Below are 24,878 nucleotides of genomic sequence, written 5' to 3' on the forward strand. Positions count from 1 at the left end.
TTTGTAGGTATCCCTCGCTCACGCTTCGGGTTACGATGCAAACTAAATCAACAGCCCGCTAGCGTCAAAACGGCTAACCCTAAATTTAGAGTTGTCCAAAGTACTAGCTAGCTACTTCAAAACCACGGCGGTAGCATTACCGGGTGACGTGTGAGCGATCGCGATGACATAGGGTTTCTCGAGTGGGCGAGCTCGGTCGCTGACATTCAAGCCTTCCTCACACAACGCTGCATGTGGGACCGGTGGGACTTGTTGCGACTGCACGCAAATGCAAGCGGCCAACAACACCATCATTCCACTGGCCGCTGACGTGTGTCCGATCAATCCAGCCGGGAACGTTACCGGCACGTTCGGCGCGATCTGATGGATCGCTTCTCGTTCACAGGCATCGATGATCGGATCGCCGAACGCATGGCCCACGATCGCGCCGACTTGTTCACCGGTGATACCGGCTTGCTGCATCGCACCTTGTATCGCGGTGACGATCGCGGCCGTTGAACCTCGCCCCGCATCGGGACGAATCTCGGCGGTTCGTTCGTTGGTCTTGAAGCTGATCGACGGGACGAACCGGGATGCCGCGCCGCACACGGTCGCGATCGGCTTGCGGTCCCGCAAACGTGCTGATTCGCTCGTCTCCAACACGAGGCTGCCCGCCGCTTCGCCGCGAACGAAACCGTCGGCGTCTTTCGCATGTGGACGGCTGGCCCAAGCGATCGGATCGCAGACCGATGCGAGGGGCTGGTCTTCGGTGAACAAGGCACGCGTCGCATTGAGCCGACTGCCGACGGCCGAAACGACCATCACGTCAGCGATATCGCGGCGCAAGTAGCCACATCCTTCGATGAACGCCGCAGGTCCTGAGGTGTCACCGACGGTAATCGTATTGTTGGGCCCGTGGGCATTGATCACGATGCCGTAGTGGCACGCGGGCATATTGGGTAGGTACTTCAACATCCACAAGGGCGTGATGCCTCGCATCGCGGCGGCCCCGAACGGCGTGGTGTCGACGTTCCCTTGTTCGTCGATGCAGGCGGCAAACGCGTCGGACAATTCCGCCGGTGGACCATAAAGCATTTCACTGCCAAAGACCGTGCCGATCCGGTCACTGGAGATCTTGCCACCATGTCGGTAATCCGGATCGGCCTCGAGCTCCGCCGGGAGGTAGTGATCCAGCCCCGCATCGTGGACAGCGAGCTGGGACGCCGCATATCCAGTTTGAATCTCTCGGCACATGACCTTGAGGGCCTTGCGCGGTTTGACGAACTGCTTGGCGTCGAAATCGACAATCGGGGCCGTCACGGCCGTTCGCGGGTCCAAACGAACCTCGCCATCGCAATACCGATAACGACGCACGACGTAATCCGTGCTCTTTTGTTCATCGGATAACGTATCAATGTCCTCCATCAACATCAAACCACTGCGTCCGGTCAACAAGGATTGAGCGAACAGATCGCGTCCGATACCGATCGACGAGACCATTCCAACACCGGTGATGACGAGGTCGGAAGGATTCATGAAAGACGGCCGATCGCGAGCAATAACGGAGTTCAAGTGTGTGGGGGGGCGGGAAGCGAGAAGCGGTTGCTGGCAAAGTATGATCGCCTCCCGGCGCGATCACCAGTCGGGAGGAGCAGAATTCCTAGGAAACCACGACGATCTTCCACTTTTTTGCCGAAAATACCGAAATTACTCGCCACCCACCAACTCGATCGGGGCGTGAATGTCCGGATGCAGACTTTGATGGACGGGGCAGTGTTCGGCGGCTGCCTGAAGACGCGCTCGCATCGCCGCATCGAGTCGCAATCCGGACGGAAAAGTGACCGTCGTGACGAGGCTGCCGATCCGGCGAATCGGAGTTTGAACCATCTCTTTGGTGACGTGCACGGTCGTTCCCGCTAAATCGAGCTCGTGTCGTTGAGCAACCAAACCAAGGATTGTCAGAACACAAGTCCCCAGTGCCGTCGCCACTAAATCCGTCGGCGAAAACGCCGACCCGGATCCGCCGTTGTCGACCGGGGCATCGGTCGTCAGAGTCTTTCCGCTGGGCCCGTGGGTAGCAGTGCAGTGCAATTTGCCATTGTAAAGGGCGGTCAGTTCAACCGACATCAGATCAATATCCTTAAAAAAGTAGGCTGGGTCGCAGCGATAGCGGAGACCCGGCATTGAGGGGCTGCGGGTTCTTGGTTCTTGGTTCTTGGTTCTTGGTTCTTGGTTCTTGGTTCTTGGTTCTTGGTTCTTGGTTCTTGGTTCTTGGTTCTTGGTTCTTGGTTCTTGGTTCTTGGTTCTTGGTTCTTGGTTCTTGGTTCTTGGTTCTTGGTTCTTGGTTCTTGGTTCTTGGTTCTTGGTTCTTGGCTGACCTGTTTAGCCTTATTCCCGCTAAAAAGCGGAAGGCTGTTCGTCACTTTCAAGTCCGCCGGGTGTTCGTCGTCAAAGCCCTCCTCCACCCAGCCTACTAGGGCAACTGAAAAAAGCGTTTGGCGTTGGCCGTGGTGATCTCCGCCAGTCGCTCCGGCGCGACGTTTCGAACCTCGGCCAGTTTGTTGAGCGTGTGCCGCACTCGAGCCGGCTCGTTGGGCCGTTTGCCTCGCATCGGTTCGGGAGACAGATAGGGTGAGTCGGTTTCAATCAACAATCGATCATCCGGTACGATCTTGGCGACTTCACGAAGTTCATCGCTTTTCTTGAACGTGACCATTCCCGCGAAACTGATCATCAGCCCGAGATCCAAGCACTGGCGTGCCTCGTCGAGATTCCCGGTGAAGGAGTGCATCACGCAGTGCGGAAGCGGTCCGGATTGGCGTTGGAGTTGTTCAATCACCAACGGGCAGCTCTCACGCATGTGAATCACGACCGGCAGTCGGGTTTGGCGGGCGAGATTTAAATGTCGATCGAAGTACTCGCGTTGAAGGTCCATCGGAGTATCGTCCCAATAGCAATCCAGCCCGGTTTCACCGATGCCTCGCACACCGGGTTGTCCGGCCAATTCCTCGATCACGGCGAAATCGTCCGGCCCGGCTTCGGCGGCGCAGTTGGGTTGAATACCGACGACGGCGTGCAAGTAGCCCGGATACATCGCGGCTAATTCGCACGCCCGGCGACTAGTGGTCACATCGATTCCAATCACGCCGATGCCGGTGACCCCGGCGGCACGTGAACGCTCGACGACTTCGTCGACATTCTCGCGAAAGACATCGGAGTTCAGGTGGGCGTGGGTGTCAAAGAGCATGAGGACTTTCAAAACGGTTGTGCGATCGAGCGTGGCTGGTCGCTCCATGGCTGCAAACGCCCGATCCGGGCGGCCGGTTCGGTGGGATTGGCGTCGGCGGCAGCCGGAACGAGCGATTCGCCGTTGGGGGAGATCATCTGCGGCAAAGTTTGTCGTGGTGGTTGCAAGATCTGCAAGAGGCCCGCCGTTTGACTGGACAGAGGAATCGAAACCGAATGCGGCGAAGCGACCAACCGTGCCAAATTAGTAGCCGGCAACCACTGGTCAGCCGAAACGACGACCGGGCGTCCGGCTGCGGAAACAACGACGCCCGCGGGCAACCACTCCTGCCCAGGTTGAGTTCGACAGATGCCCTCGACGCGGAGTTGCGCCGCGTACAATTCGAACCGCAGGGCCAGTGCGTCGTAACTAAAATCAGTCGCCGTCACGGCGGTCAGTTCGCACCCCAAATCTTCAGCCAGGCGCGGCAGCAATGATGCGGACATCCACCCCGTGCCTGACCGAAGTTCGCCTGAAACGTTCACGCCGCCTTCGGCGTCGCTGCGGTCTAATCGGCATCGCGAAAAGGCCAATGTGGCGCGTCCGGTCACTCGATGCGGGAGCTCTTCGGTGAGCCGACCTAGATCCACCTGGTCAAACCGTCCGGTCAGGTCGATCGCCCATGGCGGCGGTCCGAAACCCTGGGATAGCCCATCCTGCCGATGTCCCGAAATCAGCCCGCTGAACGTCGCATCGTCTCCAAATCGCCGCAGGAAAGGCAGATAATCGCTCAAGGTCGCGACGTTCAAAGCCATCGGGCCGGTCTGCAACGACCACGCCGTCGTCGGCGGCGACGTTGATCGGTCACGGGTGATGTGGGCATTGAGCCCCTCGACGTGCAACTCACCCTCGGCAGGAACGCACCGCACGCTGATCGAGACCCGCGGCCCTTGGGGCGTCAAATGGGCGTCTAAATCCCGAATCGTCTGCGAAACAGTGGAGCCTCGCAGGGTCAGATCGTCGGCGGCGATTCGTACGGCATGTCGGGTCTGTTCCGGCCGGCACAAGAATCGGTCGTGTACCAGGCTAGCAATCCGGTCGAGCGACTCGACCCGAATTTCAGGTTGGCTGAGCCGAATGACGGTCGTGGGCGACTCGCTGATCCAACATAGCGAACGGACCGTGGCGATCGTTTGCATCGTCTCACCGTCGGACAATTGAACGTCGTAGAGCCGCCAAGTTTGGGGATTGGAACGTTCGAATCGCCCGATTTTCACATCCAAGCCCGTTTGAAGAGCCAGTTCACGCTGCAGTTGTTCCCGAACCTGGCTCTCATACCATGGTGTCCAAGTGACGACGATCGCAACCAAAGTCAGGGCGGTCGGAAGAGCGCAGCAGGCAACGAACAGCCATCGAGCGATCGCCCGCGTGGTTCGTTCGTGCATGATATTGGTGTCCCCCGTGAGGATTTTTCGGTCTTCCCAAGGATAGAAAAAACTCCCCGATCAACGACAGTCCAATGACAAGGTTTCCCCCATCCTGCCCTCCCTATTTCCCTGTTTCCCTGTTTCCCTGTCTTCCTGTCTTCCTGTCTTCCTGTCTTCCTGTTTCCCTGTCTTCCTGTTTCCCTGTCTTCCTGACATCCTGTATTCCCTAGACATGGAACCTGTAACGGATGGGCAAAGTCCTCCCGGTAGTCACACTGGACCGGTTGAGGGGCGTTTGGCGGTCGAATGCATTGTGATCTGCCGACGACGCGGGTTTACTCACTTTCCTGGTTTTGCACGGTGGATAAGGTTTCACCCTCGCCGATCAGATAGGGCGTTGGGATTGCGGTTGATCGCGAGCATAGGCGTGCGAATCTAGGCGTATTCACCACAAATCCCTTTCCATGCCAACCCGCAATCAAGCTGGACGGTCGTGTAGTCACCATTGTCTTCCCAATCGAAGATAACTGGTGACTGGATTGATACGATTTTGTTGGAGCAAGTGCCTCTCCCGTCGGACAGGCCTCACGGTCATCCGGCTTCGTTCCGCCACAAAAACGATCAACCTTCCATACGACTTCGTTCGGGCCTCGCGGATCGGTCAATGCAATGACGCACCTGAAGCGACTGAACGAAGGAGTCGAAACAATGAAATTCAATGTCTTGCGAAGCGTGGCCGCGTCCCTTTCTTTGGGAGTATGCACCATCGCTTCGGCGCAATACGGCCCAACACCCGCTGGCCCCTACGGACAGGCCGGCTATGGTTACGGTGCGCCTCAGTCGTACCACTCACAAGCTCCTTCGCAAGCTCAAGCTGGCGTGCCGAGAACTCAGGCGTTCCAGTCCTACGGTAGCAACGTCTACCAGCAACCGGCCTACCAGCCACCGAGCTACCAGAGCCCGTCCAAATGGAGCAACTTCGGGATCGGAAACAACAGCGGTCCGGCTCTTTTTCAACCTGCGTCCACTGGTCAAGCAGAGATGCTTCCGGCGCCCGAACCGATTCCTACGCCGACACCGAACTACGGTGGTCCTTCGTATTCCAACGCTCCTTCGCAAGACTCCTATCAACACGCGCCGCAGGCTCAGTACTCGGCACCGGCACCGATGCAGTACTCGGCACCTGTGCAGCACTCCGCTCCCGTGCAGTACTCGACGATGGAGCAACACGGTGCTCCGGTTCACATCGGTGCACCGGTTAATGATGCATACTGCGAATCATGCAACCAAGCCCCAGTTCAAAGCCAATTCGTCCAAGCCGCTTCCCAGCCTTGGGAAGGTGTTTCCTACGCAGCACAGTCGTGCGGAATGCCTGTCGCCGCACCCGTCCGTGCGCCGCTGTTCCCGTGGTTCGGATCGTTCGACCTGCTGTTTTTCGACCTCGAAACCAACGGAAAAGATCGCACCGTCGCGGCAGCCTATTCCGCAGTTGATCCGACCCGACCTTACTTGCCCGCGATGGGTTCCTCGTCGATCGATCCTGATAACGCCTTGGGTTACAACCTGACGTTCGGACGGTATCTCGGTTGCGGGCAATACGGCCTTGGTGTGTCGTACTTCAACTTCGATCCGAGCCAAGAGAGTGTCTCGTTGTTCAGTGCCGGTCCGATCGATGCTGCCAACGGCGAAGGTGGTTTGCGAGCTGGAATGCCGCAATACAACGGCGCCACAATGGCATACCTGTATGACAACGGCGGAGGAGTCTACAACCCTGTCACGGGTGCCGGGTCGCCGTACACCGTCTACGACATCATCGACGGTAATGCCGGACAAACCGCGCTGGATGGTGGCGACACCGATGCCGCCCCAGGTGGCGCGGGCGTAACCTCGAACGCCGAAGCCGTACGGATTCGCGCACAGCGTGACGTTGATATCCAAGGCATCGAATTCAATTTGTTCAGCTTCGGTCTGATGGGTGCCCAACGTGCGTCGGCGCTGAGCTGCGGCGGTGGTGGTTGCGGAACCGGAATCGGTTCGTTCTTGGGTCTAGGCGGTTACCGCGGTATCGGCGGCTACGGCGGCGGTGCATGTGGCGACTCATGCCAGCCCTGTGGCGATCCATGTGCCCAATCCTGCGGACCGCGTTTCGGGTTCGGTGGTGCGGCCGGCCCACTCGTTCGACCCTGCAACGGGAAGGTCCAAGTCGTCACCAGTCACGGATTCCGTTGGTTCCAGTTTGAAGAGACCACCGACTTCGCTTACGACGTCGATGGACGAGTTGGATACACCGACAACGACATTTACGATTTCACACGAGTCGAAAACAACCTGTTCGGATACCAATTCGGAAGCCGTTTGATTTACTGCCTGCACAATCGGGTGAACTTCAACGTCGCCGGCAAGTTCGGTATCTACGGGAACAACGTCGAACAACGCCATACCTTGGGTTCGCTCAACGATTTCGCCGAGCTCGCCGCGATGCCAGGCTTGGATATCAATTACGAATCTGAAGATACCGTCTTGTCGACCTTGGGCGAACTCGACCTCGGTTTGGGCATCCGCGTAAGCAATGCTTGGACGGTTCGCGGCGGTTACCGGATCATGGGTGTGACCGGAATCGCTACCGCGAGCGACTATGCCCGCGACTACACGTCATCGACCGCAGCCGCAGCGATTCATGCCGACAAGAGCTTGATTCTCCACGGTGCCTACGTCGGAGCCGACTTCAACTTCTAAGTTGATCGTGGTGGCATAAAAGTCTTCGTCGCGGCTCTTGATCTGGCTTCGACGCGGACGCCACCGCTGCTCAACGACCGTCACCGGCGACCTGTCCGGGATTCCCGGTGACAATCGACACCTCAGGGTTTTCGCAAGAAAGCCCTGAGGTTTTTTTGTCTTCCTGTAGGCTGGGTCGCAGCCGCTTCGGCGAAGACCCGGCATTGTCTCTAGTGGTCTGGGACAGCTAAAAGTTAGGGTAGTGGATCTTGTTAAAGATCCTGTAGCGGTCGGATCTTTAACAAGATCCACTACAGCCAACCCTAGTTCTTAGCTGTAACAGACCACTAGTCAATCTGCTTCATCGGCAACCCCGAGTCCAGTACCTGTTTCATCGCCGCTAGCGTCTCGTCGCTGACATGATGTTCGATCCCTTCGCTGTCGATCGCCGCCGCCGATTCGCTGACGCCGATCCGCTTTAAGAACGACTTGACGACCTCGTGCCGCCGTCGCGATTTGGTTGCCAAGCGTTTCCCTTTGCTCGTCAGCGTGATCGGCTGATAAGGCGATGTTTCGACCAGCCCGTCTCGTTGCAATCGGCCGACCGTCTTGCTGACCGTCGCATGAGTAACGTCGAAATGCGAGACCAGGTCCATCGCTCGGCAGACGCCGGCGTCGGCGATGGCGTCCGCGATCGCCTCGACGTAATCCTCGGCCACCTCACTGGCGTGATCGGATCGAGTTCGCTGATATTTTCTCGATGGCAAACGGCCACCCCTTTGGGTCTGGTTGACGGCGTGGATGACGCCTGCGGTCGATCCGCCAAGCGGAAGCGCATGTTAGCGAACGATGAAAACTTCGCCAACCCTCTTGATCTCGGCTCGACCGACCTTTATCGTTGGGCGAAAAGTTAGCCCGGGCTAACTTCCCGCGCAAAAGTTAGTCGCAGCTAACATTGAATGAAGGAAACAATCCGATGAAAATATTGAAACACCGTGCACGATATAGAGCGTTTACGTTGATCGAACTGCTCGTGGTCATCGCGATCATCGGCTTGTTGGTCGGACTGCTATTGCCCGCCGTGCAAGCGGCCCGCGAAGCGGCGCGACGGATGTCATGCAGCAACAACCTTCGCCAAGTGGGGCTGGCATCTCACAATTATCATGCCGCTTACAACCGCTTCCCCTCCGGCTATGTGTCGTTCGCGACGAACAACGGATTGGCCCCCGCATCGGTCCATATGGACGCGACCACCTGGGACGCCGGACCGGGTTGGGGATGGGCCGCCGGGTTGTTGCCCTTTGCCGAAGCCAGTGCGGTGGTCGGCCAGTTGCGAATGGACGATCCGATTTGGTCAGCCTCGAACGAGCAGGCGATCGGCTCGACGATCCCGATGTTTCTGTGTCCCAGCACCACCGGCGGCGATGAGCCGTTTGTGATTCGCGACGAGTCGGGCAATCCTTTGGTGATCGCCGGTCGTGAAGTGCGTATCGGACGCAGTCACTACGTGGCCAGCCACGGCCAAGAAAGCTGTTGGGGCGAATGCGGTTCGGCAGCAACCGGAGAAGTGTTTACCAACATCTACACTTCAACTACGACCATCGTACCGATCGATGGTGATGCCGGCCGAGTTGCCGACGGTCCATTCTTTCGCAATTCAAAAACCCGGATGCGCGATGTACTCGATGGCACCTCGAATACCATTTTTTTCGGTGAGCATAGTTCGGCGTTGAGCGAGAAAACATGGGTCGGAGTCGTACCGGGGGCCTTCACTCACCCGCAGGTTCTCTCGCCCGAGAACGGCCCCGACGCTGCGGCAACGCTGACGCTCGTTCACGCCGGACCGTCCGGAGGTGAACTCGACATCACCGGCTCGCCGATCATTCACCCGGTGAACTTCCCGACCTATCACGTCGGCCAGATGTTCTCGGAGCATCCCGGAGGCGGGATGGTCGGCTTGGGCGACGGATCGGTTCGCTTCGTCTCCAACTTCGTCGATCTCTACCTCTGGGCCGAGCTATCGAGCATGAACGAAGGTGAACAGATTGATTGGGAGAAGTTCTGATGCCATCGTCTCAATCCAAAAATCGATCGGCGGGCCCATCAAAGCAACGCTCCTGGAGCATCGCATTCGCCTCGCTCGTCGTGCTAGTATCATCGGCGTATTGGCTCTGGCCGACGCCGACGGTGACACTCGATGACGCTGGCTACCAACTCACCATGGCACTGTATCGAATCTGCAACCAGGAAGACGCCGAGGGTCTCGAGAAAGTAGCTCGTAGCCTTGATCAATCCCCTGAACTTCAGAGTCTTTCAAACGAATCCAGACATGCAATCGCCATGGTCATCAGTCGTGCCAAAGTCGGCGATTGGAAAGACGCGTTGACCACATGCCGGAAATTGATGGACGACCAAGTTCGTCAATCCAGTCTTGTCGCCCGTTAAGGAAGCCTGGAAAGGACTCGGCAAAGCGGGTGACCTACCTCGAGACGGCAGACGTGTCGGCGGTTGTCGAACGGACCATGCCGGGGAACCAATCTTCAAGCGTTTGGCTGACTCCGGAAAGAGCGCGGCGTTGGATCGTAGGCGATGCCAGCGGCCCGTCGACCTCGATGGTCCAAAACGTGTAACTCGTATCACGCAGCGGGCTGATGACTTTGCTGAACAAGTTTTGTGGACTGACGCGGGTGTTGAATGTCAGATCCAAGTGCTCTTGTCGCGACAGCGTGCCTCCGCCATCGAGTGCGACCAGATCGCCCCACAATGTCAAACGATTGAAATGAACATCTTCCCCGAACAGGCTGAACTGGGTCTCACCGTCGGTGAACGCAACCGCTTCGGTGGGCGTGATTCGCAGTAGGTTGAGCGTCTGCACGATCAAGGGTAGTTCGTATAGGTTTGCGCCGCTGAGTCTTCCTGTTCCCGATCCTTTTAATAGATCGGTGTCGTTCAAGCGTCCTTCGATTCGGGAGTTCATGTCAAACCTCCCCTTGATGCCCGAACGGGTTTGTCCCATTTCTGCCAGGATCGTGGCGATCTTGGCGTCCGACAATGAAACGCCGACGTCAAAATCACCACTCGATAGCGCCACCGTCCCACTGATGTCGATCAAACCGCCGAATAGGTTGCCAACCACCGGCGCTTGGCCGGTCACCGGACGTTCGTTAAGCGGATTGGTCGATCGCAGCGGTTGCCCGGTGATCGGATCGTCGGCACTGGAGAGAGTCCCCAATCGCAAGAGATCGCCGGCGATCGAAAACGGGCCTCGAATTCCTGTCGCTTGCAGTCCGAAGGCGTGCAACGAGTCGATCGCAACCCGCCCGCCTGCACGAATGATTTCGCCCTCTTTAATGCCACGAACGTCGATTTCCCCACGCAACGAATGGACCGGGCCGACGTCACTGATTCGATTGCCTTCCAATTGCACCGTCACGTCCCAATCCAACGCCGGGTCGGGATGAGTCTCATCGGGAAGGCGGATGTGAGTCGTACCTCGAATCCCTAACGGTCCTCGTAGATCCAATCCACGCATCGCCCACGCCATTTGTTCGGGCAGGGCCGCGATGAGTTCTTCGTCGGGGATCAGGCGACAACCGGTGTGCAAGTCCATCGACAACCACCACTGTCCGCCCGTGTCCGGCTCACATACGCCGTCGGCAATCAGTCGCGATGCGTCGTGGCGGCCACGCAGATTCTCGATCACAACGCGTTGATTCTGATAAGTTACTTTGCCACCGACGATATCGATCCGATATGGGATCGCTTTTGGGCGTATGCTTAAGGCGTTCGGCTGGACGCTTTCGCCGGACCGTTGCGCTGCCGTCAATGACAAATCGATCGGTTGAGAGCCGCGCTGGTGTATTTGAACGTCGACCTGGTCCAATGTGCCGGCGGGCGTCAATGCGTCCCAAATCGGACGAGACGACTCGGGCAATGACACCCGCAATGCTTGGTCCATCGCCAAGTCGGCCACGCGGAATCGCAGGTTCAGCTCCGATGGCCTGGACAGTCCGTCCGTTCGGTCTTCCGCCAATGGCATCTCGTAGAGACCATCACAAGCGATCTTAGCCGCGCCCGCGTTGTTGGCCGTGAACCCGATGATCCGGACAAGATCGTCCCGAACTTGTATTCGTCCATCGACATTGTAGAGGGGATAGGCGAAGTGGTCATATCGCAATGTTCCACCGGTGACTCGCAGGTCCACTTGGCGAGTCGTCGTCCCTTGTTCATCGGTTTGAAAGAGGGCGGATGCGAGTTCCACGGCACCTCGCGGATGCAACGATCGTACGAATGACTCGAGTTTCGAGACCGATCGGCTATCACTTTGAATTGTTGCACCCGGTAGCGGATGCGGCATTCGGACTCGTGCGAATTCGCCATCGCGTGGTGTCAATGAAGCGATCAAAGCGTGGTCAATCGGTATCGCCCCTTCGGATTGGATTAAGATCTTCTTCTTGGGAGTGACGACCTGCTCGGGAGTCAATTTCAAAGGAACTTCAAATTGACAGTGCATACGTCGACCGCCCGCCAAGCCGGTTAAGCGTTCGGCGTTGACTTGTCCGTCGGCGATATGAATCCATCCGGTCAACTGCTCGATCGGGTAAGGGAACTTCTCATAGTTCACGTCGACTTGGTCGCAATAAACTTCCGCATTGATCTGCCATTGCGAGAGCCACGATCCGGCTAGCGATCCAAGGGCGAGTGGGAAAGCGGAACGCAATCGAGCGTTCACGTCGATCTGACCGTTCGGTTCAAACCGATCGAACAGTACCATCGAGCGGGAAGGAAGGATCGACTCGTAGCGGCGATCGATCTGCAAGTCTTCGGCGGACAACACGAGGTCAGCGTTGGCGACAGAAACAACGAGCGTCGATGGTCCCATTGGAATGCGGAGCACTGGCGAATCTTGTGGTGTCGTAACGACGAATTCACTCGGCAGCATCTGCAGATTCAGATCAGCCGATGCGGTTGCCTGGCAAAGAGCATCGCCCAACCGTACTGACGACGGCAGCAACTCGATGCGTTGCGGTGTGCAATGAATCGCCCCTTTTAAATCGCGAATGTCGTCTCCGATTCGCTTGTCCAGCCACATCGCTCGATGGACGGCCAAGTCAGCGGTATAGTCCAGTGTGGTCGGCTGGTTTGGTCGGACAAGATGTTGGAACTGCACTTGCAAGTCGCCCAGCATCTCGAATTTGAGCTCCGGGGTGATGATCTTCGAATCGCCCAACCATGGCTGCAAACGGCTTAGAACCGATTGATCGATCTTCCAATTTGTCACCGACATCTGCATCTGCGTCAGACGTCGCTGCTGTCCATCGTCGTGGGACCTCAGTTTCATTTCAAAACCGCCGCAAAGGTCGCTTTCGCCTCGGATCGTGATTCGTTTGTCCGACGGAACCGATGGCGTTTTCGCGCCAAGTTGGGTGCCCCCTCCCGAATCGCAAGACGATAAGACCACCATGTCGTTGCAACGAATTTGCAAAGGTCGTTCGGTTTGATCGGCGACGGTCAAATCGATCGCTGTCGAACGCAGTTCGATTTGCGGGCAAACCGGACCGAGTTGCGGCGGCGGCCACAAACCTGCAAGCGACACCGCTCCATCGGCACCCAAGTTCAATGCTGCATGGACCCCGTCCAAAACAACCCGACGGGTCGTTAGGGGATTTCCATCTCCGAAGAACTTTTCCGGATGAACGTCCGCGAAAACGGTAATCGAGGCGATCTCGACCGGGGCCCGCGAGATCCATTTGGACACCGAGGCGGCCAGCGGAAGGACGCCCGAACCCGATGACTTGGGTGAAAAGGCGATGCCTTCAAACTGCAGGCCGATTCCCGGGCGATAAATACCACGGCGGATTGAAACGTCCCAATCGACGTAATGCTCTCGTAGTTGTTTTTCAAATACACGCCGGGCTTGTTCCCCGATCGTTTGAGGTGCGATCGTCCGCCCGACAAAGAAGATCGCCGCGCAGACGACCACCAAGACCAGCAACGCTTTCACGCGTCCCGGTTTCGGTGGTGACGGGGGATCGGATTCCGGCTTGGGCAACGTAACGGTCTCGTCCTTGAGAACGTGGAGGAATTCCCAATGTTACCGCCTTGTTTCCTAACTCAACCACCCCAAAAACGATGCAAAACGATACAACCAAGGACTTTGCCATGGCGAATCGAGCGATGTCGACATCGAGAAAACACTCGCCGCAAGAAGCACTCCCAACATAATTCGCCCTACCGCCTTTTCGCTCCACGAGTCCGCTTCGGCCAGCATCCCGTACAACCACAGGGGGGCGAACCACAGCATCCAACGGAAACAAATGCTGACACCGCCATAATTTCGGTCGATCTCGGGTCTGGCCACGTAAAACGCGAAGCATACGAGAGAGGAAAGGGCAACCGAAACCGCCAATCTTCGTTCGTATCCCGGTCCCTTTAGGCAACGATAAGCCAGCCCAAACGGCATGAGAATCCAAATCGGAGTCAAGGAAAACAGGCCGTAGTGTCCGACGGTCGCGTGAAACAGGTAAGCCGCTCGGCTCGGTTCACCCAAATCTACCCCGCGTCGGTTGCCCGACCGCCAATAACTGCGAGGGTATTCGTACCAATCATCCCAACTGCGGAGATTCCACCGTGCTCCGGATTTGGATGCCGGATCTTGCTCGACCTTATACTGAATCTCTCGAAACTTCCCATCTTGCTCAAATTCCGCGACGATCGCGTATCCACCCTCGAACAGGGATCGCACCAAAATGCTCTTTGCCGATTCGAGCGGCTGAGTTTCTCGCAACGCGTCGCGCAGCGAGTCGGCGACCGCCTTTTCAGAATCTTGTGCCGCAACATTCCACTCAAACGTGTCTTGAACGTCGCCGTAACCTCGATGGGCATACGGCGTCCGCCAGCTTTGGTGCGCCCAGTAATTGGTGCCGAAGATGCCAGCGGCAACGATCATCGCGCCGAGCAGAAAGCCGGGAATCGATCGAGGAGCCTCCCACGCAAACAGCACGCCCCATAAACAGAACATGGAAAGGGCGGGCAATTCACACGCGACCGTAAAAGCGGCTGAGGTGCCGGCGACAAACCATGGCCAAAATCGCGGCATATAGGTCAGTGAACTGAAATCGTCATGAATTCGTTCGCAACAACGCAGGTAAATCCATAACGTCAGTGAAGTCGCCGCAGCGGCGAACAAATGATTGTTCAGTGCAATGGCAAACGGTGTCAGCATCGTGCCGAAACACGCTGCGGCGACGACGAGCCGTTTGGCAAAATCGGTCGTGTCGGTGCGTTCGACCGTCCACATCATGGTGACCAAAAACAGTGCGAGCGTGGGCACATTGATCAACAACAGCAACATTCGCGGCACGTAGATCGGTTGATCCGTCATCGACAAGCCGGTGCTCCAGTGCAACGCTTTGTAAACACCTGCGATCAACGTGGTCAGCAAAGTGGGTTTGCTACTGTAGTAGTGCAGCCGTCCATCCGGGCCGACGTGTCGGACTTTGTCGATCGTATCCCATAACCGATGACCTTTGGGCGTCTTAATCACGATCAGTTCGTCGATCGCAAAGGTGCCTTTCTCGACCAACGCGGCAACGCTAACCCATCGACTGCGATCGTTCGCGCTCAGAAATGCTGAATCCCCCTCGGGATTGATGACGGTCGCGATCCGGCCGGATACTAACGCCAACGTGATCGCGATCAGGATGAAGTGCATCCGGATCCGCCGCTGCTGCGGTTGCTCGTGTTTCCGCATTACGAATGGGTTCCGCGTGGATCATCAAAGCCGACAACTTGCGAGACGCTGTAGGTGACATGTTGCATCGGCAAAACGCTCGCTCCACCTCCGACGTTGGATTGAATCTGGATTTGCCTTAAAGAGCGGTCTCGAGCCGCCGAAACTGAAACGATCAACTCCGCGATCAATCCCGCGAGCACACATTGCGCTCCCAACAACACAGCGAGAATGCAGTAATAAAAAATCGCGGTCGCGTGCAAATGCAATGGCTCGCCGCCAGAGACTCGAGTAATCACCCACATGGCGCTGAGATACAACATGCCCAACGACCCGGCAGCGAAACAAGCCAATCCCGCCGAGCCGATCAGATGCAGCGGCCGGCGACCGTAACCGGTCAACAAATAAACGCTCATCAGGTCCAAGAATCCCTTGCCGATTCGCGACCACCCGTACTTCGAATGGCCGTGCTGCCGGGGATGATGCAGCACCTCAATCTCGCCCACCCGCCATCCGCGAGCGGACGCCAAGACGGGGATAAAACGATGCCGCTCGCCGTACAAATCGACTTCCGCGAGCACTTCACGCCGATAGGCTTTGAAGCCGCAGTTGTGGTCATGCAGCCGAACTCCGGTTAGCCCGCTGACCATCGCGTTGAACACACGACTGGGCAAGACCTTGTGCCATGGGTCATGCCGGACCCGCTTCCATCCGCTGACCACGTCGTGCCCCTGTCCGATCGCATCCAAGAAACGTGGGATCTCATCGGGATCGTCTTGTAAGTCCGCGTCCATCGTTAGCACGACGCGACCACGAGCGACTGCAAACCCGGCCGCAAGTGCCGCCGCCTTGCCAAAGTTGCGACGCAAACGGATCGCCAAAGTTCGCGATGCCGGAACGGACGACGATACCAACCCCGCCAATCCGCTCATCTTCTCCCACGTCGCATCGGTGGAGCCATCGTCAATGAAGATTACCTCGACCGACTTATCGCACGAACGACAAACTTCAACTACACGGCCGTGCAGACGTGCGACGGAGTCTTCCTCGTTCATCGCCGGAACGACAACGGACAAATCAAAATCCGTGACGGCTTCAGGGCGACTTGATGCCGGCTGAGTCGAAGGCGGTCGGTTGGCGAGCACTGCGGCGTCGAACGCGTCTGTCGACGAATAAAGTGATTCTGTATTCATGGTCCCCATTTTGGTTGGCGGAACCGTCAGAGTGTAGAACAAATCTTCCGGTTGGTATCACCCCCACCCGAATAATCTTGGCCGGTTTTCTCGCGGTCCGGTTGATCGGATGATGAGCCGAAGTGTGAACGAAGATGAACTAGCCCTTAATCCGCATCAAGGGTGCTCATGTTCACCGGATTGGCGATTCAGCCGTACTGGCAAGCTGAAACACACGCCCTACTTCAAATCGACTAGGTGCCAAGCTTCGATTTGACGCCTCATCCGCGAGACCACGTCGGGATGGTTCGCGGAGACTTCGATCTTTTCATGCGGATCGGTCTTGAGATGATACAAACGCACTGGTTGATCATCCCATGAATGCACGTCGCGATAAAGCGTTGTGTCTTTTCCATGATAGCGGACCAGCAGTTTCCAATCGTCTTCGACGCACCACAGATATTGCAACGTGTCGTCGGGCGCGTCGGGGGTCATGTTGTGAATCGCGTGCGTCACGCCGTAGACGGCTTGGCGCTTCGATCTCGCGTTGTCGTCCATCAAGTTGATACCCGGCAAGTCCGCCGGCGGTCGCTCACCTACGGCGGCGGCAATCGTCGGGAAAATATCGATGGCGTGGGCTAGGTCGTCCGAGCGACCGGCGCGAATTCTATCGGGCCACGAGATCATGATCGGGGTGCGGATGCCGTATTCATAGGGCGAACCCTTGGAACGCAATGCATACTGACGCCATTGTTTTTGGTTCGGGTCGTCGGCGTTGGTACTGATCGGCATCCATCCGTTGTCGCAGATATAAATAACCAACGTGTTCTCACGCACTCCTTTGGCATCGAGATGATCGAGCAACACACCGCACGTTTCGTCGAACCATTCACACATCGCATCATAGCACGCGACGTCTTCGGCCCGACCGTCGCGACGATATTTGTCCCATAGTCGCTTCGGCGGATTGTGAGGCGAGTGCGGCATGAATGGAGCGTACCAAACTAAGAACGGTTTGTTGGCTTGCGTCGCCCGGTCGATGAATTCAGTCACCGGTCGCATCGTCTCGCGGCCGATCTTCAATCCCTCATCGCCATGACGTCCGCCACGCTGGGGATCGCCGTGCGTCATGCCGTCGGTAAATCCGCCGTCGCTCCAGGAACCTTCCCACCATTTGCCGGATTGATGAGCCAGGTATCCGCGATCGGTCAACCAGCGGACAAAACTGGCATACTGATGAAACGCCTCGCGCATCGGCGCATCGAGCGCCGCCCGTTGGTTCTTTCCGTCGACATCGTTGCCCGTGATCCCATGCTCGAACGGATACCGCCCCGTCAACATGGATGCGAGCGAAGGACGACACAACGGTGAGGCGACGTAGCCACGTTCGAACACCAAACTGCGCCGGGCTAATGCGTCTAAATGCGGCGTCTGGATATCGGGATGGCCCATGAAACCGTAGTCGGTCCACGCTTGGTCATCGCTAAGGATAAAGACGACGTTGGGTGGATCGGATGCGAGCGTCGGCTTGAACCAAACGCAAACAACAATCAGCAAAGCAAAAAGGCGAGTATTCATCGGAAAATCAAATGGTGAATAGAGAACAAAGAACCGACCAGAAACATGTTATCGGCCGCAGCGCTACGGGGTGACTTCGAGGTACGGAACTTCGGGATCGGGAGGCGGAGCCTCCTAGGCAGTGCGTTCCCAGGCGGGAGTCTGGGAACGAGTGGATTGTCCAAACTGGTTTCCAGGCTGCCGCGCTCGTTATACCCCACAAGTCATTATGAATTGCTCCCCTGCCAGCTCGTCTGGCAGGAAGCCGAGGTTGGCAAGCTAGACACAAACCGCAGTTTTCCCAACCTTCCGAGTTTCACTTGTGCTCGCCGCTTGAAGCCGCGAGCACAAGTGAAACTCGGAAGGTTGGGAGGGCGTCGGTGTCTAGCTTGCAAACCTTATTCACCCACGAGACGAGCTCGTGGGGGTCAAAAAGATGTGTAGGATAAAGAGGGCGGGAGCCTAGGGAACGAGTGGAAGCGTTAGGGCTGATTTGATTAGGAATGTGCCGCAACCGCTAGCAACGATTCGCGTCCGACCAACCAACTCGAGGTGCTTTGAATCGCTAGGTCCGTTTCGTCCAAGGGTTGCCCCGAGCGGATCGCTGAAATGAACGCATTGAACTGGCCTTGCCAGCCTTTACCGGCGATTTCTTTCGCGTCGCTTTGCCAGACAATCTTTCCCGCAGCATCGCGGATCAAGCCTCGGGCGAAATCACAACTTCCCAAGCTGCCTTCGAGCAACTCGCCCATTCCACGACGTTGGCTGTGGTCGCCACCATAACTCGCTAGCGCGATCCGACCGTCGGAATAAGTATAACGTATGGCTTGATCCTCGGATTCGGCGTAGATAGGTGTTGCGCCGAAAGCCCAATTGACAACGTCGAGCGAGTGGAGCAAACGGTGATCGATCACGTCACCGCCTGCCCAGCGGAAATGCATCCAGTGCTTCAGCTCGAAGTCACCCGATCGGGTCTGGTTCCGCTCGGCCGATGGCGGTAAGCCGATTTGCGAAGCGTACAGATTGGCGCTGACGAGGCGACCGATCTTTCCAATGCGAAGTTGTTCAATCGTCTGTTGTGACCGGACCTCGTGGCGTCGTTGTAATCCGGAGGCCACGGCCAATCGTTGGTTTCGCGCGGCGATCGCGGCCGCCTGGATTTTCTCCAAGCCGTTTTGATCGATCGCCACGTGGCTTTCCATCATCACATGTTTACCCGCCTCGATTGCGGCGGAAAATTGGTCGGCGCGAAACACGGGCGGGGCCGCCAAGATGACCAAGTCGATGTCGGTGGCGAGCAATTGTCGCCAGGCGGTTAGTCCGACGAAACGGCGATCGCCTACGTTGACGAATCCAGACTGACGGCTGTTGATCGCTCGATAGGCGGATTGCAGTTGGTTACCAAATGCGTCGGCCATCGCAAACAACTCGACACGTCCGGAATCGAGCAGATGGTTGGTTTGCAACGCTTCGATCGCGGCGGCCTTGCCACGGGCCCCGCAACCGATCAAGCCGACGCGGAGGGTGTCGCTGCCGAACGCATGAGCGGCGCGTGCGATCGTTTGCTCGGCCGCCAAGACGGCTCCGCCGGCGATCGCCATCGAGCTTTTGGCAAAAAATCCACGGCGGTTACCGACGCCTACCAAGGCCTCATTGATTCGACCGGGAACGTTGTGACGACCGGCTTCGTGCTGGCGACCGGCGGACTGTACGTGCGCGGCCAAGGGGGCTTTTCGATTAGGTTGCGTCAAGTGTTCGCCTCCGCTCGGGACCGTTTCTGCAAATACAGTTTAATCGGAACCTCGCCGAATGGCAGGTGATCACGAAACCAACTCAACAAATAACGCTGGTAATCATGGCCCAACGCGTTCGGCTCGCTGCACATCACGACGATCGTCGGCGGTTCGGTCGATACCTGGGTCGCGTAAAAAATCTTGGGACGGCGGTTTTGATACATCGGTGGCGGATGTTGGACGATCGCGGCCTGGACGATCCGGTTGAGTTCACCGGTCGAGACCCGCGTTTGAGCTTGCTTGAACAGCATCTGAGCGTGATTGAGCAATGTCTTGACGTTCTTGCCTGCTTTGCCCGTGATGAATGCGATCGGAGCGTAGGTCAACGTCGTGAACTGGTGATGAAGGTAGTCTACCCATTTCTCGGACGGGACTTGGCCCGCGTACAAGTCCCACTTATTGACGACGAAAATCACCGGCTTATGGTTCTCCATAATGTAGCCGACGAGTTGTTTGTCGACTTTGCTGATCTTCTCAGCGGCATCGAAAAACATCAGCACAACGTCCGCACGGCGGACACTGCGTTGGGCGCGGTGTGTGCTGTAGAACTCCAGGTCGGTTCGCACCGATTTGCGTTTTCGCAAACCTGGGGTGTCGATCGCCGTGAAGGTTTGTCCGTCGAGTTCGAAGTGAACATCGACGCTGTCACGCGTCGTGCCGGCGACTTCGCTGACGATCATCCGGTCGGTTTCGGCTAACGAGTTGACGAACGTGCTCTTGCCGACGTTACGTCGTCCGACGATCGTCATCTTCATCGTCGATTCAGGCGACACGGTGTTATCGTCTTCGGGTAATCTTTCGACGATCGCCTGAAGTAAGTCTTCGCGACCCCGGTTTTGCATCGTGCTGACGGTCAACAGCAAACCGCGACCGAGCTGACGGAATTCTTCGGCGTGGATATCTTGGTGTTCCTGGTCGGCTTTGTTGACGACCAAGATCACCGGCCGCTCGATGCCGCGAAGTCGCTCGACGACCTCGACGTCCAGAGGCATGATGCCTGTTTGCACGTCCACGACGAGAATGATCACGTCGGCTGAAACCAAGGCGATTTCGATTTGGCGAGAAACATCGGCCGTCAAGTTGTCGGCATCGACCACGCCGATTCCGCCCGTGTCGATCAATTCAAAAAAACGATCATCGGTCTCGATCAACGTCGTCATCCGGTCGCGCGTCACCCCTTCGTAGTTATCGACGATGGCGAGACGGCGTCGGGCCAGCCAATTGAAAAGGCTGCTTTTGCCCACATTGGGGCGACCGACGATGGCGACTTGGGGAACGGGCATATTTTTCGGGGAGGGACCGGAACGAGCGTATCTGATATGGTGATGTTTTCTCTATTCTTAGAGCCTGTCCGAAAAGGGGTCTGACCCTTTGGAGGCGAGTCAAGTCTTGCTGTCTTTTTAGTATCGCGGGAGAGGGTCAGACCCCTTTTCGGATAGGCTCTTCGCTTTCATCTTAGTCTGCTGGGCCATTTTCAAGAATCCCTTCCGACGCAAAGCCTTAACGGATTCATGACCAAAACCGAATCCACCACCGATCAGCCGCTTCAATCGCTCGATGCGGGCGAAATTGCCGCCGCCGGACACGAGTTGTTGGAGCATTTGCGGCGAAGCGGCATTCGATTTGTGCCCATCGCGAGTCAACATGGTGTGGAATCATGGTCAACACAGTTCGCATCCGAAGCGGAAGCGGCTGTCACTTCGTCCGCCGACCCCGCACCGCCAGCCTCAGCGTCGGTAGATTCGCCGCTCAAGAAACCGGTTTCGGCTGCTGCGGGGCCTGCGGTCAGCCCAGCCGTCAACCCGGCGACCAGCCGCTTGGCACCGGTCGCGGCAGTGCGGTCCGATGGCTCCGGGTACTCGGGGGGTGCCTTGCCACTGGCCGATCGGGAGGCCGTCTTTGCGGAAATGGCCGGCACGGTCTCAGCGTGCACACGATGTAAAGAACTGGCCGCGTGTCGAACACATACCGTGTTTGGCGAGGGCAACTTGACCCCCCGGTTCGTTTTCTTCGGCGAAGGACCTGGGGCAGACGAAGATGCCACCGGGCGACCGTTCGTTGGCAAAGCAGGCCAACTGTTGACGAAGATGATCGAGGCTTGCAAGTTGTCGCGTGACGAGGTCTACATCCTCAACACCGTCAAATGCCGCCCGCCCGGCAATCGCAACCCGGCCCCGGGGGAGATCGCGAATTGTCGCGAGTACTTTGAAAAACAATTCGAAATTTTGCAGCCTGAATACATTATCTGCTTGGGTGCGGTTCCTTCACAGGCGTTGCTAAACACCAAGCTCTCGGTCGGCCGATTGCGACAAACCTTTCATCAGTACCGCGATTCCAAAGTGCTCGTGATCTATCATCCGGCTTATCTGTTGCGAGAACCCGAGGCCAAACGAGCCGCCTGGGCCGATCTGCAAATGCTGATGAAAGACGCGGGGTTAGGCTGATGCTTCAACGTGACCTTCGGTCGAAACCGGTGATCATCGCCAAAGGGATGCTGTTTTTGCTGCTGGGAATCTTCAGTGGCGGGTTATTGCTCACTTCGATCTTTTCGATCCGAAATCTGTTGTTGCTCGGACTGACCATTTGGAGCTTTTGTCGGTTTTATTACTTTGCGTTTTACGTGATCGAACATTACGTCGACAGTAAATACCGCTTCACCGGTCTGATCGATTTCGGCAAGTATCTATTCAAACGAGGACGATAACCGGTTCGAACGGAACGTGACGCACCGCCGCGCCCCCGTTGTGAAATTCCACACCTGCGACGGTCACGGCATCCATGCGACGATGTGTGTGTCCGAACACGATACGTTCGATCCCGTCGCCGACCCATTCCGGTTGGTCGCGAACCCATCTCAAGATCCGCAAACAGACGCTGCGCCGTCGATGTGCCACTCCGGCCGTTGCCAAGTGCAGCCGCGCTGCGACGGCGGCGTTATACAAACGATTGCGAATCATGGGCGGCTCATGGTCGCCGACACGTTCGTGCTCCCATCGACGTCGATAGTGGGTCAATGAGACGTTTCGACCGATTCGCTTGGGCATCGACTCGATCACGTCGCCGTGCAAAAACAAACAATCGTCGATCCGAACGGCGTCCAACCCGGCGAACGTCGATCCGGCGGGCATCGCCCAGACGTCGCCCTCGGGCGACGGTCCGGCCCAAGAACGAAGTTCGGTTTGAAAGGACGGTTGAGCGTCGTGATTCCCGGTCAAATACACGAACGTTTTCTGATCGAACTCATCACGCCAACGCTGCAACCACGCGATCGCGATTCGCCGCGAAGTCGCCCCGTCGCCTTCGCATGACCAATGGAAATCAAACAAATCGCCGCCCCAAATGCACACGTTGCATGATTCGATGGCGCGGCGCACCGATGCCTCGTGGCGTGCGTAATCATGGCGGGAGCTGAGCAGATGCAAATCGGAAATGAACGCGATCGTCAACGGATTGCCAAGATCGCCGTCGCCCGAACGAACCAATTTCACGATTCTTGGCGAGCTGGTATCGTGCATCAGTATGTATCTCGCGGTATCGAGCCTGCCCAAAAACGAGCAACCTGACAAATGAATTCGAAAATGCCCACGCCTTCGCAAAATTCCGCTCGTGGTCCATTACGCCGAGCGATCGCGTCTGGTTTGATCGGTGGCGGATTGTTGGTCGCGGTTCAAGTCTATGCCCCTTCGACGGATTATCAATATGCGTTCTTCGCAACGGTGGCCATCGGCTTGGTAACGATCGCGACGGTTTCGTTGTTCTTACAGATCGCGTTTCACCGCACCGGATATCCATGGCTTGTCCCCGCCGTCGCGACGTTGGTGGCGATCACCTTTTTCGGCACCGTCCGTGTGAAGACGCTCTCGGGCGAAATGATTCCTCAATTTGAGTGGCGGTTCGCGTCGCGGAAGGTACCCGAACTTCAAATTGCACCCCAAGCGGTGCCGATCGAATCCGTTCAAGCGGAAACGAATCCGAATGCCGACGACACCACCACCGAGCTCATCGAACCGCCATCGTCTCAGTGGATCACCACCTGGGGCCAGTTCCTGGGTAACCAACGCGACGGCGTGGTCGGAGAGCGTTTGTTCGAGATTCCTGAATCTTCGGCAGAGGTAACCAAACGTTGGAACATCGGCATCGGTGGCGGTTGGGCTTCGTTTGCGATCGCGACCGATGCCGACGGCAACGGCATTGCGGTGACACTCGAACAGCGTGAAGCTCGCGAGTGTGTCACCGCGTACGATCTATCGAATGGTGAATTGAAATGGATCGTCGATCATGAAGCGTATCACTTTCATCCGCTCGGCGAAGGCGGCCCAAGATCAACACCGACAATCCACGACAATCGAGTCTACGCCCAAGGCGCGACGGGGATGGTGTGGTGTTTGAGCCTCGAAACGGGCGAGCAGATTTGGAAACGGGATTTATTGCAGGCCGGTGGTTGGGATCAAGCCGCCTCGGAAATCGCGATCACTTGGGGACGCAGCGGCTCGCCGCTGTTGGTCGACGGGCAGTGCATCGTTCCCCTGGGAGGGCCGACGGTGGTCAATGGCGAGCAAGCCGACCGTGCACTGATCTCGCTTAACGCCCAAACGGGTGAAACGCGTTGGACAGCGGGCGATCAACAAATCAGCTACGCGTCGCCTCAGTTGATGACACTCGATGGCGTGCGACAGATCGTTTCGGTCAATGAATCGAACATCACCGGCCATGCCATCGATACCGGCAAGGTCCTTTGGCAAACCGATTGGCCGGGTCAATCGAGTGGCGGCGCGAACTGCGCCGCTGCCATTGCGGCGGGAACGAACCGCTTCGTTGTCGGAAAAGGCTACGGCGGCGGCAGCGCTTTGATCGAAGTCACTCTTAACGGTGAAGATTGGCAGGTCAACGACATTTGGCGTTCCAATCGCGTCATGAAAACCAAGTTCAACCACTGTGTCGTCCGCGATGGCATTGCCTACGGATTGTCCAACGGGGCGTTGCAAGCGGTCGAACTGGAGTCCGGCGAACGGTTATGGGAACAAGGCCGAGGAGGTCGCTACGGTCAAGGCCAAGTGATCTTGGCCGAAGACGTCCTGATCGTTCAAGCGGAAATGGGCGACGTCGCACTCGTCGCCGCCGAACCGAACGAGTTCAACGAGCTGATTCGAATCCCGGCTCTGGACCAAAAAACCTGGAATGTACCGAGTCTTTCAGGCAATATACTACTCGTTCGCAACGGCGAAGAAGCCGTCGCGTTCGATCTACCGGGGAAAAAATGAAAGACTCTGTTCGTGA

The 24,878-nt window shown here is 57.2% G+C and carries 18 protein-coding genes; 6 read left to right on the forward strand and 12 right to left on the reverse strand.

Translation table 11 applies throughout. From position 1 onward, the window contains the following. Positions 1-111: 111 nt before the first annotated feature. From Pla100_RS26490 to Pla100_RS26510, 4 genes are all read right to left on the reverse strand, one after another. A complete protein-coding gene (locus tag Pla100_RS26490; protein WP_146581738.1) occupies positions 112-1,515 on the reverse strand; it encodes a beta-ketoacyl-[acyl-carrier-protein] synthase family protein in 1,404 nt (467 codons plus the stop codon). 171 nt (positions 1,516-1,686) lie between these two features. After that, positions 1,687-2,106 carry an OsmC family protein gene (locus Pla100_RS26495; protein WP_146581740.1) on the reverse strand — a complete coding sequence of 140 codons (420 nt, stop codon included), beginning with the start codon at positions 2,104-2,106 and terminating at the stop codon, positions 1,687-1,689. 346 nt (positions 2,107-2,452) lie between these two features. Next, positions 2,453-3,226 (reverse strand): TatD family hydrolase, encoded by a 774-nt coding sequence (locus Pla100_RS26505; RefSeq protein WP_231603652.1) that lies wholly within the window; start codon positions 3,224-3,226, stop codon positions 2,453-2,455. A gap of 8 nt (positions 3,227-3,234) precedes the next feature. After that, on the reverse strand, positions 3,235-4,650 hold the full coding sequence (locus Pla100_RS26510) for a hypothetical protein (RefSeq protein WP_146581745.1): 1,416 nt from the start codon (positions 4,648-4,650) through the stop codon (positions 3,235-3,237). 651 nt (positions 4,651-5,301) lie between these two features. Between Pla100_RS26510 and Pla100_RS26515 the strand changes: the two genes are divergently transcribed. Next, positions 5,302-7,368 carry a hypothetical protein gene (locus Pla100_RS26515; protein WP_231603654.1) on the forward strand — a complete coding sequence of 689 codons (2,067 nt, stop codon included), beginning with the start codon at positions 5,302-5,304 and terminating at the stop codon, positions 7,366-7,368. Positions 7,369-7,694: 326 nt separating this feature from the next. Here Pla100_RS26515 and mntR read toward each other — a convergent pair whose 3' ends face one another. After that, positions 7,695-8,114: a manganese-binding transcriptional regulator MntR gene (gene mntR / locus Pla100_RS26520; RefSeq protein ID WP_146581747.1), complete on the reverse strand. Its 420-nt coding sequence runs from the start codon at positions 8,112-8,114 to the stop codon at positions 7,695-7,697. A gap of 209 nt (positions 8,115-8,323) precedes the next feature. Between mntR and Pla100_RS26525 the strand changes: the two genes are divergently transcribed. Next, the gene (locus tag Pla100_RS26525; protein ID WP_146581749.1) at positions 8,324-9,412 is read left to right on the forward strand and encodes a DUF1559 family PulG-like putative transporter; all 1,089 of its coding nucleotides are present in this window, start codon (positions 8,324-8,326) and stop codon (positions 9,410-9,412) included. After that, positions 9,412-9,792 carry a hypothetical protein gene (locus tag Pla100_RS26530; protein WP_146581751.1) on the forward strand — a complete coding sequence of 127 codons (381 nt, stop codon included), beginning with the start codon at positions 9,412-9,414 and terminating at the stop codon, positions 9,790-9,792. The genes Pla100_RS26525 and Pla100_RS26530 overlap by 1 nt, the downstream gene beginning before the upstream one ends. 34 nt (positions 9,793-9,826) lie before the next feature. Here Pla100_RS26530 and Pla100_RS26535 read toward each other — a convergent pair whose 3' ends face one another. From Pla100_RS26535 to der, 6 genes are all read right to left on the reverse strand, one after another. Continuing rightward, positions 9,827-13,351 (reverse strand): hypothetical protein, encoded by a 3,525-nt coding sequence (locus Pla100_RS26535; protein ID WP_231603656.1) that lies wholly within the window; start codon positions 13,349-13,351, stop codon positions 9,827-9,829. 105 nt (positions 13,352-13,456) lie between these two features. Then, positions 13,457-15,100 (reverse strand): hypothetical protein, encoded by a 1,644-nt coding sequence (locus Pla100_RS26540; RefSeq protein ID WP_146581755.1) that lies wholly within the window; start codon positions 15,098-15,100, stop codon positions 13,457-13,459. Continuing rightward, the gene (locus Pla100_RS26545; protein ID WP_231603657.1) at positions 15,100-16,272 is read right to left on the reverse strand and encodes a glycosyltransferase family 2 protein; all 1,173 of its coding nucleotides are present in this window, start codon (positions 16,270-16,272) and stop codon (positions 15,100-15,102) included. The genes Pla100_RS26540 and Pla100_RS26545 overlap by 1 nt, the downstream gene beginning before the upstream one ends. A gap of 219 nt (positions 16,273-16,491) precedes the next feature. Beyond that, entirely contained in the window at positions 16,492-17,829 is a 1,338-nt protein-coding gene (locus Pla100_RS26550) for a sulfatase family protein (RefSeq protein ID WP_146581757.1), read from the reverse strand. Positions 17,830-18,305: 476 nt separating this feature from the next. After that, a complete protein-coding gene (locus Pla100_RS26555) occupies positions 18,306-19,532 on the reverse strand; it encodes a Gfo/Idh/MocA family protein (protein WP_146581759.1) in 1,227 nt (408 codons plus the stop codon). A 23-nt stretch (positions 19,533-19,555) separates the two neighbouring features. Then, positions 19,556-20,884 carry a ribosome biogenesis GTPase Der gene (gene der / locus Pla100_RS26560; RefSeq protein ID WP_146581761.1) on the reverse strand — a complete coding sequence of 443 codons (1,329 nt, stop codon included), beginning with the start codon at positions 20,882-20,884 and terminating at the stop codon, positions 19,556-19,558. 228 nt (positions 20,885-21,112) lie between these two features. Here der and Pla100_RS26565 point away from each other — a divergent pair, with 228 nt between their 5' ends. Next, positions 21,113-22,045, forward strand: a complete 933-nt coding sequence (locus Pla100_RS26565; protein WP_146581763.1) for a uracil-DNA glycosylase — start codon at positions 21,113-21,115, stop codon at positions 22,043-22,045. Next, the gene (locus Pla100_RS26570) at positions 22,045-22,305 is read left to right on the forward strand and encodes a hypothetical protein (protein ID WP_146581765.1); all 261 of its coding nucleotides are present in this window, start codon (positions 22,045-22,047) and stop codon (positions 22,303-22,305) included. Before Pla100_RS26565 ends, Pla100_RS26570 begins: the two co-directional genes overlap by 1 nt. Here Pla100_RS26570 and Pla100_RS26575 read toward each other — a convergent pair. Next, positions 22,289-23,116 carry a metallophosphoesterase gene (locus tag Pla100_RS26575; protein ID WP_146581767.1) on the reverse strand — a complete coding sequence of 276 codons (828 nt, stop codon included), beginning with the start codon at positions 23,114-23,116 and terminating at the stop codon, positions 22,289-22,291. The genes Pla100_RS26570 and Pla100_RS26575 overlap by 17 nt on opposite strands. Positions 23,117-23,179: 63 nt before the next feature. Here Pla100_RS26575 and Pla100_RS26580 point away from each other — a divergent pair, with 63 nt between their 5' ends. Then, entirely contained in the window at positions 23,180-24,862 is a 1,683-nt protein-coding gene (locus tag Pla100_RS26580) for an outer membrane protein assembly factor BamB family protein (protein WP_146581769.1), read from the forward strand. The last annotated feature ends 16 nt before the right edge of the window (positions 24,863-24,878 follow it).

This window comes from Neorhodopirellula pilleata, assembly GCF_007859915.1.
Lineage (GTDB): Bacteria > Planctomycetota > Planctomycetia > Pirellulales > Pirellulaceae > Rhodopirellula > Rhodopirellula pilleata.